This is a genomic window from Arthrobacter sp. 1088 (assembly GCF_031455315.1).
Lineage (GTDB): Bacteria > Actinomycetota > Actinomycetes > Actinomycetales > Micrococcaceae > Arthrobacter.
The window spans coordinates 117,994-134,759 of record NZ_JAVDSM010000008.1 but is presented as its reverse complement, the minus strand read 5'-3'; the positions used below and the strand labels follow the sequence as shown (position 1 = coordinate 134,759).

Below are 16,766 nucleotides of genomic sequence, written 5' to 3'. Positions count from 1 at the left end.
TCCGGCATCCCGGACACTGCAGCGCGCTGCAGCTGTTTTTTGGCCCGCTGGTGGGGTGTGCTTAAAGCATGGCTCCAAACACCAGCACCAACCCTTCCGTAGACGTCCTTCCCACACCATGGACCGGCCGCTTTGACGGCGACGGCGACGAACATCGCCGCTGGTGGCAGGCCATCCAACCCCTTACTTCCCCGGCCATTCCCGGCGCCTCGCGTCCCGCCGTCGTGCTGGGTTTCTGCAGCGACGCCGGAGTGCGGCGCAACAAGGGCCGTGCGGGTGCCTCCGCGGCTCCGGCCGCCATCCGCTCGGCGCTGGCTCCCCTGGCTTTCCACCTGGACCGTGACGTGTTCGACGCCGGCGACGTAGTTGTGGAGGACGACTCACTGGAAGAAGGCCAGCAGCGCGCCGGACGCGCCGTCTCGGAACTGCTCGACGCCGGAAACCTCACCGTGATGCTGGGCGGCGGCCACGAGACGGCATTTGCCAGCTACCTGGGCGTTGCCGGATCCAATGCCGTGCGCAGTGGAAAGCGCTTGGGTGTCTTGAACCTGGATGCCCACTTTGACCTGCGCGACGAGCCGACCCCGAGCTCCGGGACTCCATTCCTGCAGATGGCGCAGGAAGAAACCGCCGCTGGACGCGAACTGAGGTACGCCGTCGTCGGAATCTCGGAGCCCAACAACACGCGCACGCTCTTTGACACCGCTGACCGCCTGGGCGTGAAGTACTTGCTGGACGAGGACTGTTCCGCGGAGCGCGTCGAGACGTTCGTAGCCGATTTCGTGGCTGGAATCGATGTGCTGTACTTGACGATCGACCTGGACGTCCTGCCTGCTTCGGTGGCGCCCGGCGTCAGTGCCCCCGCCGCGTTTGGGGTGCCGCTGTCCGTGATCAGTGCCGTTTGCCGTCAGGTAGCGGCAAGCGGGACGCTGTTGCACCTGGACGTTGCCGAATTGAACCCGGAGTTCGATATTGATGGACGAACCGCGAAAGTGGCAGCAAGGCTGGTAAACACGCTGTTGGCATAGAGGCCTGTTCCCGGTCCCTGTCCTGCGTTTAGCCTGAGGGGAAGGGAAGGACGGCGATGGGCGCAACTCCTGTGCAGGACAAGTGGGCCTGGGTGGCAGGACCCGTTGCGGTCGCTTTGGGCCTTGCCGCACACGTCGTTTCCGGTGGGGGCGCCCCGGCGATGCCCGTTCTTCTGGGCTTCGTTGCCCTCTCTGCCTTGGCCGCGCAGCTGGTTGCCCGATGGATCCATGGGCCCGTCCTGTTGCTGCTGCTGTCCGGAGTGGCACAGCAATTGCTGTTCTTCGGTTTCGAAGCTTTGGGGGGTTCATTTTCCGGGGTCGGGTTCCTTGACCATCTGCACGGGCAGCCCCAGCAACCCGTGGCGGTTCCTGTGGACGGTCAGCCGGCTTCAGGGGAACTGCATGCTGCTGACCTGATGCTCTACACCCACGCAGCTGCCGCCATTCTCACCCTCGTGGTGGCCGCGGGCGTTTCGTGGCTGGCGAGGCGAGGGCGTCACCAAGGGCAACGTTCCGCAGCTTTTCGGTAGCCGGGCCTCCGCGAGATGGCAGTTAATGCCAATGTCTTGCCCAAACACTGTCATCAACTGTCATCTCGCGGGATTTAAGCGATCATGAAATGAGGCGCATGGACTTTGCCGACCGCAGCAGCACGGCCGCTCCTTTGCGCAGCGGAGGCGCAGCGACATGGCACCAATTACGGAGCCGGCGGACGGATTCCTGACCGACTACTACGAGCACGTCACGGACGACGACGTCCGCAGCTACACACCTGAAACTTTGTTGGAACGGGCCCGCTATCACCGCTCGTTGGCAGAACGCCGTGAGACTGGACAAGCAGTCATCGGGGTCCTGAACGAAACAGATACCAGCCTGGTGGCAATCGTCACGGACGACATGCCCTATCTCCTTCCCTCCGTCACGGCCGAGATCTCTCGTGACACCGCTTCCATCCGGCTTCTGGTCCACCCGACTTTCAGCGTCACGCGGGACCCCGCCACCCACCGCCTGATCGATATCGGCAGGGGGCCCCACCGCGCGGGGCTGCCCACCGGCGTCGAACGTTCCGAAGATCATGCGCGGGCGACGCCGGCACCTTCGACGGACGGGAACGACGGCGGACGGCTCACGGAGGCGTGGATAGCGATCGAGATCCCGCGGATTCCGGACAACGCGAGCGCGGAGCTGCTGGTGGGCAGGTTGAACAAGGTCCTGGGTGATGTCCGGGCAGCGGCCGAGGACGCCGATGCCATCCACGAGGAACTGCTGCACGAAATCGGTGCACTGGAGGGGTCTGCGGCAAAAGACCGGACGGCGGGTGAAGCGCAGGAGCTGCTGCGGTGGCTGGACGACGGGAACTTTGTGTTCCTGGGATTCCGCGGGCGCCGCGGGCTCGGACTCCTCCGTGATGCGGCCGGTCCTGCGGCGCCGGGCGAGGTTTCCGGCCAGGTGCTTACGCTCACCAAATCCACGCTTCGCTCGACGGTTCTTCGCCGTGCCTACCTCGACGAGATCAGCATTGCCACAGCGGACGGGAACGGCGCCAACACCAGCGCGTGCACTTTTGTTGGCCTCTTCTCCCCCAGTTCAACAGCCCGCCCGGCCCAGCAGATCCCGGTCATCCGGGACACAGTGCAGGAAGTGCTGCGGGCCTTCGGCTACCCGGCGTCGTCACATCACGCCAAGGAGCTCCTTGCGGTGTTGGAGGCGTATCCGCGGGACGAACTGTTCCATGTTGATGCCGGGCAGCTGGCCATCCGTGCGCGCGAGATCCTCCGGCTCCAGGAACGCCATAGCACCCGGCTCTTTCTTCGTCCTGACTCCTTCGGCCGGTTCATGACAGCACTGGTTTTCCTCCCCAGGTACAGGTACAGCACGGCCGTCAGGCTCAACATCGAGCGCGAGTTGCGCGAGGCCTTTGGCTCGGATGCCATAGAGTTCGAGCTTCGGTTGGGCGAATCCGCCATGGCTCGCGTGTTCTTCCGGATCCTTTTGCCACAGGACCCCTCACGGCACGAAGGTGCTCCGGCGGTGGTGGATGCGGCAGCCCTCGAGCAGAGGATCATCGCCGCTACGAGGTCCTGGGCGCAAGGCCTGGACGAGGCCCTCCAAACGAGGTATCCGCGGCAAGAGGCGGCCAGGTTGTCCAGGCAGTGGGCAGCCGCGTTTCCGGCCAGCTACAAGGCCGATTATGAGGTGGAGGACGCAGTTGAGGATATTGCCAGGTTCGAAAGTTTTCCGGCAGAGCCGGGTTCTGTGGACGAAGCAGATCCCCTCCTCACCGTTTACCAACGTCCCGGTACGGCAGTCCTCAGTGAGGATGCCCGGATCCGGCTCTACTTAACGCGCCCGCAGAGCCTGACCGAGATCCTTCCTTTCTTCCATAACCTGGGCTTGAAGGTCCTGGACCAGCGGCCTTTCGACGTTCATCGTGCCGACGGGCGGCAGTTCTTCCTTTACGACCTCGGCCTGAAGTATCCGCGCGGGCTTGACCCTGTAGGCACGGGCGATCTGCTGGCCGCTGCGTTCTGTGCCGCGATGCGCGGTGACGCCGAGTCAGATGCTTTGGACGCGTTGGTCATCAAGGAGGGGATCGACTGGCGGCGGGTTGCCATCCTGCGCGCGTATGCCAAGTATCTCCGCCAACTCGGGAGCACCAACTCCTATGGCTTCATCGCTGACACACTCCGCGGGAACGCCCTGGCCACGCATGCCTTGCTTGAATTGTTCGAGGCAAAATTCAATCCTGACCGCTTCGCTCCGGACTTGTTTGAACCGGAACTCCTCAATTCCGGTCATGGCGAGCCAAAGCCGGCCAGGGGCGATCTGTTCGAAGAGGGAAGCAGCGAACTCAGCCACAGGACCCAGGCCGTTCATAGAGCGCGGACGAACCTGATGGAGGCGATCGACGCCGTCCCTGTCCTGGACGCCGACAGGTTGCTGCGTTCCCTGGCGAGCCTGGTGGATGGCACGCTCCGCACGAACTTCTATCTCAACAAGCCCTTCATCAGCTTCAAGCTCAACCCCGCCAGCATCCCGGCTGCCCCTGCACCCCGCCCGAAATTCGAGATCTGGGTCTATTCGCCGCGCGTTGAAGGCGTCCATCTGCGTTTCGGTCCGATAGCCCGCGGTGGCCTTCGATGGTCGGACAGGAGGGAAGACTTCAGGACGGAAATCCTGGGGCTCGTCAAAGCCCAGACGGTCAAGAATGCCGTGATTGTTCCCACCGGAGCCAAAGGCGGGTTCTTCCCCAAACGGCTCCCGGACCCGGCAGAGGACCGTGCTGCCTGGTTCGCGGAAGGTCAGGAAAGCTACCGGACATTCATCCGCGGGTTGCTGGATATCACCGACAACCTGGTGCCGGATCCCGACGGCGGAAGCAGCGGCCGCGTACTCGCGCCACCGCGGGTGGTGCGGCACGATGGCGACGACTACTACCTCGTTGTGGCCGCTGACAAGGGAACAGCAACCTTCTCCGACATTGCCAACGCCGTTGCCGGGGAGTACGGCTTCTGGTTGGGTGACGCCTTCGCTTCCGGAGGGTCAGTGGGTTATGACCACAAGCAGATGGGGATCACGGCCCGGGGCGCCTGGGAATCCGTGCGGCACCATTTCAGTGAACTCCTGGTGGATTGCCGTGCCGAGGATTTCACGGTGGTTGGCATCGGAGACATGAGCGGGGACGTCTTTGGCAACGGCATGCTCCTCTCCCACCACATCAAGCTCGTAGCCGCCTTTGATCACCGGCACATTTTCCTTGACCCTACGCCGGACCCCGAGGTCTCCTACGCCGAGCGGGAACGGCTCTTCAAACTGCCACGTTCCTCCTGGGCCGATTATGACCGCACCAAGCTGAGCGAGGGCGGCGGAATCTTTGCCCGGACGGAAAAATCCATCCTGATCACAGAACAAGTCCGGCTCGCTCTGGGGTTGGCTGAAGGCAGCGATGCGAATGGCCAGCTGGCGATGAGCCCACCTGAGCTTCTCCGGGCAGTCCTCACTGCCCCTGTGGACCTCCTGTACAACGGCGGAATCGGTACCTATATCAAGGCATCCACCGAGTCCAATGCCGACGTGGGAGATAAATCAAACGACGCCATCCGGGTCAATGCCGGGGATCTGCGCGCGCACATCATTGCCGAGGGCGGCAATCTTGGAGTAACCCAGCGCGGCCGGATCGAAGCAGCTTTGGCAGGCGTCCTGATCAATACCGATGCAATCGATAATTCAGCCGGCGTGGATTGTTCGGACCATGAAGTGAATATCAAGATCTTCCTTGACCGCATGATCTCCGCAGGCAGGATGTCTGTGGCAGAAAGAACCGGATTCCTGCACTCGCTCCAAGACGAGGTTGGACGGCTCGTCCTGAAAACCAACGATGACCAGAACGTCCTGCTCCTCAATGACAAGCAATTGGCGCTGGAATGGAGCCCCAGCTTTGAACGGACCATGGATTGGCTCGAGTCAGTCACAGATCTGGACAGGGAACTCGAATACCTTCCCAGCAACGCCGAACTTCAGGCACGGGTCCTCACGGGCAAGGGACTAACCACTCCGGAACTCGCCGTTTTGGCCGCCTACGCCAAGATCGAACTCGCCCGCGAACTCACAGAGGGCGGTTTGTCCGATGATCCTTGGTTTTCTCAAACCCTTCGCGGCTATTTCCCCAAGCAAGTCTCAGAACGGTTCGGCGAACACCTCTCCACGCATCCCCTGCGCCGGGAAATCGTGGCCACGGTAGTGGCCAACGACATGATCAACATGGGCGGCATAGCCTTCGCCTTCCGCGCGATGGAGGAAACCACGGTTTCTGCCTCCGCGGTGGCCCGGGCGTTCGTAGTGATGCGGCAAATCTGGGACTTTGACGCCGTCACAGGCGCCATCGCCCAATTGCCGCCGAGCACTCCCCGCGAGCATGGAGCAGCCGTTGCCCTGGACATGCGGCGGTTGCTGGACCGGTCCGTCCGCTGGTACGTGACCCACGATTTCCGTGACAAGCCCATTGATGACGCCCTGGCACGGCTCGAACGGCCCATGTCCGTAATGCGGGCCAACTTCACGCGCTTCCTGCACGGCATCAACCTCGCCTACTCGCAGGAGCGCCTGGCCTACACCGATTCAGTGGGCATTCCCCACGCTTTGGGTGTCCGGGCTTCGGAACTGCTGGTCAGTTACGGCTTGCTGGATATTTCCGCGATCGCCGAGGAACTCCAGGAACCCGTTGACGCCGTGGCTGAGGTGTACTTCGCCGTCTTCGAAAGGATCTCGGCCATCCCCCTCCTGCAGCACATCACCATGCTTCCCCGGGACACTCACTGGGAGTCGCTTGCACGGGCTGCCCTTCGTGACGACATGTACCTGGTCCTGGCCGACATGACCAAAGCGGTAGTGCGGCACACGCCCCGGATCTCTGGTGTGGCGACTCCCACGACGTCAGACCCAGTGGAGCGAATCATGGACTGGGAACGTGGAAACATCGAACAACTGGCACGCGTCCAGGAGACCATCAAGGAGGCCATCAAGCCCGGTCCCGTGGACATTGCAGCGCTCTCCGTCGCGGTAAAGCTGCTTCGCGCCATGGTCCGGAGATGAGGCGTCGGTCACCAATACTGCCGGTCATCTTATAAATTTAGACTCAAACGTCCTATGATTGACGGGTCGCCCTCGCATGCGGCAAGTAATAGGAGGCACCCAAATGACCGCTGCAATGACTGCAGAACGCGAAATTCGCCTGTCCTTTTCCAAGGCAGACGAGATCCACGACGGCCTTGAACGCGCCGTGGATGCTTTGATCAAGAACGCAGCAGCAGATGCCAACTGCGGCATTCTGGTGACCCGGCACGAGCCCGGCACCTACACAGTGGCCCTGGACGAATCCGTTCCCTTCGGCCAGACCCACGAAGTGCTCGCTGCGTAATAGTAGAAATTGCAGTTGTAGTAGAAAAGCAAAAAGCCGGGGCCCAAGCCCCGGCTTTTTGCTTCATTACGCCCGGCGGAGAGTCACGCCGTCGGACTTCATGAACAGTTCCTTGCCTTCCTCGGTGACGCCCGGCCCTGAGTGCTCAAGCCACACCACATTTCCGCTGCCGGAGACTTCCTCGATCAGCCCTGCCGCGATCACGTGCGCGTACTTGACTACCTCCACGCGCTCGCCAACCTTGAGTTGCCTCCAGTCCGAAACCGTAACCGAGTGTGCGTTTCGTCTGGAGAGGACTGCTCCACGTGCCTTCATTGAACTTCTACCCCTTTGTGGATGTTCGCTGTTGTGTATTGAGTTATGAACGGTTGACCGTCAAGCCCACGGCGTCGTTGACGTGGACGTGACGTACACCATAAGTTCTACTACATTTGTCACGCCCCGGAGATTGCGTTGCGAACAATTTCCGGGACGTGACAAATTTGCCCATCAAATGAGCGTTTTATTCGACGTCAGGCCAAAACCCCGACGGCGGATTCGGCGGCCGCACGGACCGCACCGGAGCCAACCAGGCGGTCAGCCGCTTCGAGTTCGGGCGACAGGAACCTATCGGTTCCCGGTCCCTGGACCACTTCGCGAAGCACCTCAAGCACAGCTGTGCCGGCCGGGCCCGGGGTCAGTTCGCCGTCGGACATCTGCGTGCGCATGTCGATGGCGCGGGCGCTGGTGACCAGCTCCACGGCCAGGACGCGGCGGAGATTCTCCACGGCCTTGCGAAGCTTCCGGGCAGCATGCCAGCCCATGGACACGTGGTCTTCCTGCATGGCGGAGCTCGGGATGGAGTCCACGGATGCCGGCACGGCCAGGCGCTTGTTGTCCGAAACGAGCCCGGCCTGCGTGTACTGGGCGATCATGAGGCCGGAATCGACGCCGGGGTCGCCGGCGAGGAACGCCGGGAGTCCGTGCGAGCGGGCCGGGTCCAGCATGCGGTCCGTGCGGCGCTCTGCGATGGAGCTGAGGTCCGCGACGGCGATCGCCAGGAAGTCCAGGACATAGGCCACGGGCGCACCATGGAAGTTGCCGTTGGACGTGACGCGGCCGTCCGGCAGGACAACCGGGTTGTCGATCGCAGCGGCAAGTTCACGGGACGCCACCAGTGCGGCGTGGTCCACGGTGTCGCGGACAGCACCGGCAACCTGAGGGGCACAACGCAGCGAGTAGGCGTCCTGGACCTTGGTGTCGTTGATCCGGTGGGATGCGACGATGGGCGAGTTGGACAGCACGCGCAGCATGTTGTCCGCGCTGGCAGCCTGGCCGGGGTGCGGACGCAGGGCAGCGTGGAGCTCCGGCAGGAACACCTGGTCGGTGCCCAGCAGCGCCTCAACGCTGAGCGCGGCGGTGACGTCCGCCGTCGCGAGCAACAAACGGATGTCGGCGATGGCCATCAGGAGCATGCCGAGCATGCCTTCGGTGCCATTGACGAGGGCCAGGCCCTCCTTTTCCGCCAGCGTGACCGGTTCGATGCCGTGCTGTGCGAGCAGCTCAGCGACCGTCTGCTTACCGGGCACACCATAGAGTTCGCCGTCGGGACCGGTTGCTTCGCCTTCGCCCATCAGGACCAGTGCGCAGTGGGACAGCGGCGCGAGGTCGCCGGAGCAACCGAGCGAACCGAACTCGCGGACCAGCGGGGTAATGCCTGCATTGAGGACGTCCACCATGGTCTGCAGGACCACGGGACGGACACCCGTGCGGCCGGATGCCAGGGTCTTGGCGCGGAGGAACATGATGCCGCGGACCACTTCGCGTTCCACTGCCGGGCCCATGCCCGCTGCGTGGCTGCGGATCAGCGACTTCTGCAGCTGCGTGCGGAGGTCGTTGGGGATGTGGCGATTGGCCAGCGCACCGAAGCCCGTGGAGATCCCATAAGCGGGGACATCGCTGGTGGCGAGGCTGTCGATGTGTGCCCGGACCTTGGCAACGTTATCCAGGGCCTCCTGGGAAATGGTCACCTTGGCGTCGTGGCGTGCGACGGCGACGACGTCTTCCGGGGTCACGCCACTGGAACCGAGGGTAACGGTGAGCTGTTCGTTCGATGTGATGGTCATGTTCTTACTTCTCGTTCATGGGGATGCGGACGCCGCGTTCGTTGGCGACTTCGACGGCGCGGTCGTAGCCGGCGTCGACGTGGCGGATGACGCCCATGCCGGGGTCGTTGGTCAGGAGACGTTCGAGCTTCTCCGCGGCCAGGTCGGTGCCGTCCGCAACGGAAACCTGCCCGGCGTGCAGGGACCGGCCGATACCCACCCCGCCACCGTGGTGGATCGAAACCCAGGTAGCACCCGAGGACGTATTGATCAGGGCGTTCAGCAACGGCCAGTCAGCGATCGCGTCGGAGCCGTCGGCCATGGACTCGGTCTCCCGGTACGGGGACGCCACCGAACCGGAGTCCAGGTGGTCACGGCCGATCACGATCGGGGCCTTGACCTTGCCCTCCTTCACGAGCTGGTTGAAGAGCAGGCCGGCCTTGGCCCGTTCGCCGTACCCGAGCCAGCAAATACGCGCCGGCAAGCCCTCGAACTCCACCCGCTCCTGGGCCGCGTCGATCCACTTGTGCAGGTGCTTGTTCTCCGGGAACAACTCCTTGATCGCCTCGTCCGTGACCCTAATGTCTTCCGGGTCCCCGGACAGCGCGACCCAGCGGAACGGGCCCAGGCCCTCGCAGAACAGCGGACGGATGTACGCCGGGACGAACCCGGGGAACTCAAACGCCCGCTCGTAGCCGCCCTTGCGTGCCTCATCACGGATCGAGTTGCCGTAATCAAACACCTCGGCCCCGGCGTCCTGGAACTCCACCATCGCCTGCACCTGCCGGGCCATCGAAGCCTGGGCCTTCTTCGTGAACCCTTCCGGATCAGCCTCAGCCTCGGTGTGCCACTCCGCCACAGTGATGCCCTCCGGCAGGTACGACAACGGATCATGCGCGGATGTCTGGTCGGTGACCACATCGAAGGTCACGTCCCCGGCCTTGTGGCGGCGAAGCAGTTCCGGGAACACCTCAGCGGCGTTGCCCACATACCCCACCGACCAGCCACGACGCTCGGCCTTCGCGGCCTGGACCTTCGCGATCGCCGCGTCCAGATCCGTTTCAACCTCGTCCAGGTACCGCTTGCCCGCCCGGCGACGCAAACGGGTCTCGTCCACATCCACGATCAAGCACGCACCATCATTCAACGTCACCGCCAGCGGCTGCGCACCACCCATGCCACCACACCCACCGGTCAGGGTCAGCGTCCCCGCCAGGGGACCCTCGGACGAGCCTTCCGGGGCGGGGGCCGGGTGGCGTCCCTCCGCGGCGAGCTTGTTCCCCACCGCGGCGAACGTCTCATACGTGCCCTGCAGGATGCCCTGCGTGCCGATGTAAATCCAGGACCCGGCAGTCATCTGCCCGTACATCATCAGGCCCTCGGCCTCGAGCCGGCGGAACTCCGGCCACGTTGCCCAGTCCCCCACCAGGTTCGAGTTCGCGAGCAGGACACGGGGAGCCCACTCATGAGTGCGGAACACACCCACCGGCTTGCCCGACTGCACCAGGAGGGTTTCGTCCTTCTCCATCGTTTCCAGGGTGCGGGTAATCGCATCAAACGCAGCCCAGGAACGCACCGCACGGCCCGTACCCCCGTACACCACCAAGTCATCCGGACGCTCAGCAACCTCCGGATCAAGGTTGTTCATCAACATGCGCAACGGTGCCTCGGTCTGCCACGACTTGGCAGTAAGCTCAGTACCCCGCGCGGCCTTAACCGGACGGGCACCAGTAGTGAAATCGGCGGGTGCCATGATGACTCCTTCGTCTTTGGGAAGTGTGTAGTGGAAAGTTCTTCTGCTTCTACTAAAGCTCCTTTACGAGGCCCCAGGAATGGCTTTTCAACTGGTGCTGTCCGGGATTACAGACGCATGCCGCCCTTCGCCCTTCCTCCGCCCAAGCGTCCTGGTGAAGTACGGCCAGCCCTCGCATTCGCGCGAGAAGGAGCGCATGCTGGACCCATGGCAACGTTCCGAGTGACTACCTTGGTTGCGGCTCCGCCCGAGCGGGTTTTCGCGACCTGGACGGATCCGGACCGGTTCCAGGAATGGATCGGCGGAGTCACCCGCGTGACCGATCGCACCGGCTCGATCGACCAGGTCGGCAGCCGCTACACGGTGTGGTTCGGGCGGATGGCCAGCCCCACGGAGATCCTCGCCGTCGAACGGCCCTGGCACATCCGGACACGGTTCGGCAACGCGATCCTCAAGGGCGAGTCGGATGTGAGGTTTGCTCCCGAGGCAGGCGGCACGCGCATCCACCAGGAGTTCGTAACCCGGGGATTCATCGCGGCGATCTTCGGGCGGATTTTCGCCATGGGATCCTACCGGGGCAGCTTCCGCGGTGAGCTGGAGACCTTCCGCAGACTCGTCGAGCGCGAGGCCACGGAACCGGGCACGCTGAAGCCCGGCGAACCGAAGCCCGGCGAACCGAAGCCGCGTGGCGACTAGGGCGGATCAACTATGCGAAGGGCCTAGCCAGCCGGTCGTCCGTGAATGCGTACCGACAGTTCGTCGGCAGCCTTGCGGATGCGCGCAGCCAGTACCGGCCATTGCTCAGCCGGCACTTTGTCCTCCAGGAACGTAACGGCGACTGCCGCCGTCGGCCATCCCACATGGTCAGTCACAGCGGCGGCGATAGAGCCGAATCCAGGCGTGATCTCGCCGTTTTCCGTGGCGTAGCCACGCTGCCGCACCTGGTCCAGATGGGAGGACAAGGCGGAGTACTTCATGATCGGGAATTCGACCTCGTGGCGCGATGTGAACGCGGCGGCGTTCGGGTACAGGGCGCGAACCTGTGACTTTGGCAGTGCGGCCAGGATCGCGCGGCCCGAGGCAGTGAGGTGGCTGGGCAGGCGGACTCCGACGTCGGTCACCAGGCTTGGGCGGTTCTTGGCACGTTCCTCCACGATGTAAAGGACGTCGCGGCCGTGAAGCACGGCGAGGTGCGCGCTTTCGCCGATCGCGTCCACGAGCGAGGCCAGCATGGGCCGGCCGAGACGCGACAAGGGCTCCTGCCGCGAATAGGCCGAGCTGAGCTCGAAGGCGCTGATGCCGAGTCCATAGCGCTGCTCTTCGTGCAGATGCAGGACGAAGCCGTTGGCCTCCATGACGCCGAGCAGGTGGTAGACGCTGGAGCGGGGCAGGCCGAGCGCCGTCGCAATGTTCGACGCCGCCATCGGCCCCCGGCGTGAGGCCAGAAGTTTCAGGATGCGCAGCGTATTTTCGGCAGCAGGGACCTTGGACGTGGCCTTGCCTGGTGCCAGTGGCGTGGTTGTCATGGTTCCTCACTGCTCAAGACTGCTGAAGGGGACACCGTCCAGCCTCTCCCGGCCCGATGCGTCCGGTATCCCGTACTCAAGCGTGCCCTCTTAATCGGCGCTGCGCTAGCCCGCACTTCCACTACGGCGTCTGAAATACCAGACTTAACAATGGTCCTCAGTTTGGGGGCGGTTCAGGCAGTGCCAACCTCTCTACGCCGCACGGCAACGAACGCGAACACCACAAGCGCCGCGCCAATCCCGAGCATCCAAAAGCCGCCGCTCCAATCGGTTCCGCTGGTGGTAACCACTGGCGAGTGCGTGAACGGAGACAGGTCCCTGAGCGACTTGTCGAAGCCAAGCATTCCGCCGTAGACCCCCAGCACCACGCCCAACGCCAGCAACGCCCAGCCCACCGGAACAGTAGCCCGGGGAAAGGTAACAAAAACCGCCGCGGGCAACGCCAGGTAGAGCAGGGCAGCCGGGATTTGAGCCCCGGCGGTTTCCCATACGTTGCCCACTTCAACAACTGATTCACCGGAGACCAGCAAGGAATACCAGGCACCGAACGCCGCGAACACCATAACGAGCACCACCGAGGCCGCACCGAGGCCGAGGAAGCTGCCAAACCAACGAATCCGCCCCAGCGGTTCCGAAAGCACCAGCTCGGCTGTGCCCGTCACTTCTTCCTGCCGCAATCGCAGAACGGCCTGGAGTCCGCAGGCCGCCGCCAGGATGCCACCAATTTCAAACAGGACAGCGATGACCAGCTGCGTCATGGATGTGCCTTGCGCCTCGATCATGGCCCTAAGGATCGCTGTGACGGAGGAGTTCGTGATGCTGACCTGCTGGATGGCAGCACCGAGGGCGCCGGTGAGCAGCCCTGCGATGAACCCGCCAATGCACCAGCTGACGATAGCGCCCTGCTGGAGTCGTAGCGCCAGGGCGAAGGGTCCGCGGAGTGAGCGGCGGGCGTCCGTCCGGCCACGTCGTCCAGCCAGCACGCTTGCGCCAACATCGCGCCTGGACATGACGACGGCGGTAAGCGAGGCGCATACGACGCCAAGGCCCAGCGGAAGCAGCAGGGGCCACAATCGGTTTCCGGTGTAGGCAAAAGTCTGTTGTCCCCAACCGATGGGCGAAACCCAGCTCGGCCAAGCTGCCGTGACAGTGAGGCCGTCCTGGCTGACCTCGCCGGTCGCGTCCCCGAAACCACGCAAAAGATAGGCGGCAACCACTAGCCCTGCCGCCGCTCCGTTTGCCCCACGCGAGGTGCTCATGAACTCGGACGCGAGCAATCCGACCGTGAGAAAAGCCAATCCAATGGCTCCGGCCGCAAGACCGGCAACCAGCGAGCCCGCGGCATCGAGCCCGCCGGCCACAAAGCCGAACGTGACCGCTGCGGCCACCAGTACGTTTGCAGCGAGCCCATGAGTCATGGTCGCCGCAAGCGGCATCCAACGTCCCGCAGCCGTGGAGGCGACGAGCTCGGCCCGGCCCGCTTCCTCTTCGGCGCGCGTATGCCGCACCGCCAGGAAGGTATTCATCAAACCGGCAAGGACACCCAGGAAGGCGAAGATCTGGAAAAACGTAAACGCGTCCAGGGCAGGGCCGCGGACCAAGCCGCGGAGTATCAAGATAGCCGGGGTGGCCGTGGCAATATGCAGGATCTCGGCGCGGGAAGCATCGTCACCATATGCCAAGGCCACCGCTGTTGTGGCGAAGTAGGCGAGTGCACCGATGGAAGCAACCCAGCTCAGGAGCTGCCAACGATCGCGGCGGAGTCGTTGCCAATACAGATCCACGAAGCGGTTCATCTTAGAGGCCCGTCTTGGCGGGCGGCCGACGCCGCCGATGGTGAGTGCCGCCGTCGGCCTTCACTTCTTCTGTTTGGGATGGAAGGGCAACGCCATAGTGCCGGAGGAACAACTCTTCAAGCGACGGTGGAGCGACCAGGAGGCCCTGCACACCCAGACGGCCAAGAATCGGCAGGACCTCGTGGACACGATCCGAATCGGCGCTGAACTTGACCCGCCCTGCGGCCACCGTGAGGTCGTGGACCTGGGAAAGGCTTTGGAAGGCCCCGAGATCCACCTGGTCCTGCGCGAAAGAGATCCCGGTACGCGTCAGGTGACGCAGGGAGTCAAGCGTCCCGCCGTCCACTATTCGGCCTGCACGGATGATGCTCACACTGTCGGCCAGCTGTTCCACCTCGGAGAGGATGTGGCTGGAGAGGAGGACAGTAGCTCCTTTCTCACCGACGAGCCGGCGAATCTCGCGGGTAAAGACGGCCTCCATCAGGGGATCCAGACCGCTTGTCGGCTCGTCCAGAAGGTAGACCTCGGCGTCGGCAACCAGGGCTGCGATGAGCGCAACTTTCTGGCGGTTTCCCTTGGAGTAGGCACGGCCCTTCTTGGTGGGGTCAAAGTCGAAGAGCTGGCACAAACGCTCCTTTCGGCGTCGATACTCCGCCCGATCCGTCCCGCCGTCACGAAGCCGGGAAAGGAAATCGATGGTCTCTCCCCCAGAGAGATTCGGCCAGATGCTGACGTCGCCCGGGACGCTGGCAACACGCCGATGCAGTTCGACGGCGTCTGCCCATGGGTGCATTCCGAGGACGCTTGCACTGCCCGACGAGGCCCGCGCCAGGCCCAGGAGAATACGCAGCGTGGTGGACTTCCCTGCACCGTTGGGGCCGAGGAAGCCGTGGACTTGCCCCGCAGGGACTTCGAGGTCGAGGCCGTCCAGTGCCTTGACCCGGCCGAAGTTCTTATGGAGATCGACGGTCTGGATGACAGGGTCCATGGAGCCGACGTTACGCAGGATCAGCGTCCCTGTGAAGGAAGGGAGCTGGCCCGGCCCGGAGCGAGGCTGTGACTCCTGTCGCACTGTCTGCGATCAAAGACACCAAACCCCCGTGAGGCCAATCACAAGGCCGCCAAAAGTGATGTGCTGGTTAGCGATCCCCTCCCAAAGACGAGAAGGTTTTACCATGCAACAAACCACGCTGGCTTCGAAGGACACAGTCCTCCAAGCCGCCGGTACGGCACTGAGCCGTGGCCTCAACGTCCGCCACATCCGCTTCATGGCACTCGGATCCGCAATCGGCACAGGACTGTTCTACGGTTCCGCGTCCGCCATACAGAAAGCCGGCCCGGCCGTCCTTCTGGCCTACATCATCGGCGGCGCAGCCGTCTTCATGGTGATGCGTGCGCTCGGCGAAATGGCCGTCCGGCACCCCGTGTCCGGCTCGTTCGGCCAATACGCGAGCAAGTACCTTGGACCGTTCGCCGGCTTCGTGACCGGCTGGACCTATGTGTTCGAGATGGCCATTGTCGCAATCGCCGATGTCACTGCCTTCAGCATCTACATGGGCTTCTGGTTCCCGCAGGTGGACCGCTGGATCTGGGTCCTCGCGATCATTCTCTTCCTGGGTGCCATGAACCTGTTGAGCGTGAAGGTCTTCGGTGAACTGGAGTTCTGGTTCTCGCTGATAAAGGTGGTGGCCATCATCGCCATGATCGTCGGAGGCGCGGCAATCGTCGTCTTCGGCTTCCAGACGGGCGACGGCGGCGGTGTGGCACCGGGGTTGGGGAACCTGGTTCATCACGGCGGTTTGTTCCCGAACGGTTTCGAAGGGCTCCTGGCCGCGTTCGCCGTCGTGATGTTCGCCTTCGGTGGGATCGAAACAATCGGCATTACCGCTGGCGAAGCAGCCGACCCCAAGAAGGTCATTCCCCAGGCAGTCAACACTGTGCCGGTCCGCGTCCTGTTGTTCTACGTATTGACCCTGGGCGTGCTGATGAGCATCTTCCCGTGGAACGAAATCGGCAGCAGCGGTAGCCCGTTCGTGCAGATCTTCGACGGCCTGGGCATCCCTGCTGCACCGCACATCCTCAATGCCGTGGTCATCACTGCCGCGTTGTCCGCGATCAACAGCGACATCTTCGGAGCCGGGCGCATCCTGTTCGGCCTTGCCCAGCAAGGTCATGCTCCGAAGAGCTTCGGCAAGATCTCCCGGCACGGCGTCCCCTGGATGACCGTGGTGATGATGGGCGGCATCCTCCTTGTGGGCGTCGTGTTGAACGCTGTGATCCCGGAAGACGTGTTCGTGCTGATCGCCTCGATAGCCACGTTTGCCACGGTGTGGGTTTGGGTGATGATCCTTGCTTCGCACGTTGCCATGAAGCGGGAAATCAAGCGCAAGGGGCTTCCGGCGTCGGAATTTGGTTCCCCGCTGTGGCCGGCCGCGTCCATCCTGACCATGGCGTTCATGGCCATGGTGATCGTGATCCTCGGGGTCTTCGAGGACACCCGGGTTGCACTCTATGTTGGGGGCACATGGCTTGTGCTGCTGTTCGTCGCTTACAAGCTATGGGTCCGCGGTGGCGGCCTGCGTCGTGCGGAGCTCGTGGACGAGACCGTCTAGGAACCCCACTCCCAAGTGACAGTTAATGCCAATGTTCGCGCGGAACATTG

At 63.4% G+C, this 16,766-nt stretch carries 12 protein-coding genes; 6 read left to right on the top strand and 6 right to left on the bottom strand.

Features of this window, described 5'->3' with window-relative positions:
• Positions 1-68: 68 nt before the first annotated feature.
• The 4 genes from hutG to J2Y41_RS14255 all read left to right on the top strand — a co-directional run bounded on the left by hutG (position 69) and on the right by J2Y41_RS14255 (position 6,945).
• Positions 69-1,028 carry a formimidoylglutamase gene (gene hutG, locus J2Y41_RS14270; protein ID WP_224094927.1) on the top strand — a complete coding sequence of 320 codons (960 nt, stop codon included), beginning with the start codon at positions 69-71 and terminating at the stop codon, positions 1,026-1,028.
• 56 nt (positions 1,029-1,084) lie between these two features.
• Positions 1,085-1,558, top strand: a complete 474-nt coding sequence (locus tag J2Y41_RS14265; RefSeq protein WP_309929429.1) for a hypothetical protein — start codon at positions 1,085-1,087, stop codon at positions 1,556-1,558.
• Positions 1,559-1,715: 157 nt separating this feature from the next.
• Entirely contained in the window at positions 1,716-6,620 is a 4,905-nt protein-coding gene (locus J2Y41_RS14260; protein ID WP_309929427.1) for an NAD-glutamate dehydrogenase, read from the top strand.
• A gap of 103 nt (positions 6,621-6,723) precedes the next feature.
• Positions 6,724-6,945, top strand: coding sequence for a hypothetical protein (locus J2Y41_RS14255; RefSeq protein ID WP_216922352.1), 222 nt, complete (start codon positions 6,724-6,726; stop codon positions 6,943-6,945).
• Positions 6,946-7,011: 66 nt separating this feature from the next.
• Here the strand turns inward: J2Y41_RS14255 and J2Y41_RS14250 are convergent, their stop codons facing one another.
• The 3 genes from J2Y41_RS14250 to J2Y41_RS14240 form a co-directional block, all read right to left on the bottom strand.
• Positions 7,012-7,260 carry a hypothetical protein gene (locus J2Y41_RS14250; protein WP_216922354.1) on the bottom strand — a complete coding sequence of 83 codons (249 nt, stop codon included), beginning with the start codon at positions 7,258-7,260 and terminating at the stop codon, positions 7,012-7,014.
• 197 nt (positions 7,261-7,457) lie between these two features.
• A complete protein-coding gene (gene hutH / locus J2Y41_RS14245) occupies positions 7,458-9,050 on the bottom strand; it encodes a histidine ammonia-lyase (protein WP_224094925.1) in 1,593 nt (530 codons plus the stop codon).
• A 4-nt stretch (positions 9,051-9,054) separates the two neighbouring features.
• Positions 9,055-10,782: a urocanate hydratase gene (locus J2Y41_RS14240; protein WP_309929420.1), complete on the bottom strand. Its 1,728-nt coding sequence runs from the start codon at positions 10,780-10,782 to the stop codon at positions 9,055-9,057.
• A 207-nt stretch (positions 10,783-10,989) separates the two neighbouring features.
• On the opposite strand from J2Y41_RS14240, the gene J2Y41_RS14235 reads away from it, so the two are divergent.
• Positions 10,990-11,478: an SRPBCC domain-containing protein gene (locus J2Y41_RS14235; protein ID WP_224094923.1), complete on the top strand. Its 489-nt coding sequence runs from the start codon at positions 10,990-10,992 to the stop codon at positions 11,476-11,478.
• Between the two features lie 23 nt (positions 11,479-11,501).
• Here the strand turns inward: J2Y41_RS14235 and J2Y41_RS14230 are convergent, their stop codons facing one another.
• The 3 genes from J2Y41_RS14230 to J2Y41_RS14220 form a co-directional block, all read right to left on the bottom strand.
• Positions 11,502-12,308: an IclR family transcriptional regulator gene (locus J2Y41_RS14230; protein ID WP_224166146.1), complete on the bottom strand. Its 807-nt coding sequence runs from the start codon at positions 12,306-12,308 to the stop codon at positions 11,502-11,504.
• Between the two features lie 173 nt (positions 12,309-12,481).
• Positions 12,482-14,104, bottom strand: a complete 1,623-nt coding sequence (locus tag J2Y41_RS14225) for a hypothetical protein (RefSeq protein WP_309929417.1) — start codon at positions 14,102-14,104, stop codon at positions 12,482-12,484.
• Between the two features lies 1 nt (position 14,105).
• Positions 14,106-15,092: an ABC transporter ATP-binding protein gene (locus J2Y41_RS14220; protein WP_224094919.1), complete on the bottom strand. Its 987-nt coding sequence runs from the start codon at positions 15,090-15,092 to the stop codon at positions 14,106-14,108.
• A 187-nt stretch (positions 15,093-15,279) separates the two neighbouring features.
• Between J2Y41_RS14220 and J2Y41_RS14215 the strand changes: the two genes are divergently transcribed.
• A complete protein-coding gene (locus J2Y41_RS14215) occupies positions 15,280-16,716 on the top strand; it encodes an amino acid permease (RefSeq protein WP_309929411.1) in 1,437 nt (478 codons plus the stop codon).
• Positions 16,717-16,766: the final 50 nt, after the last annotated feature.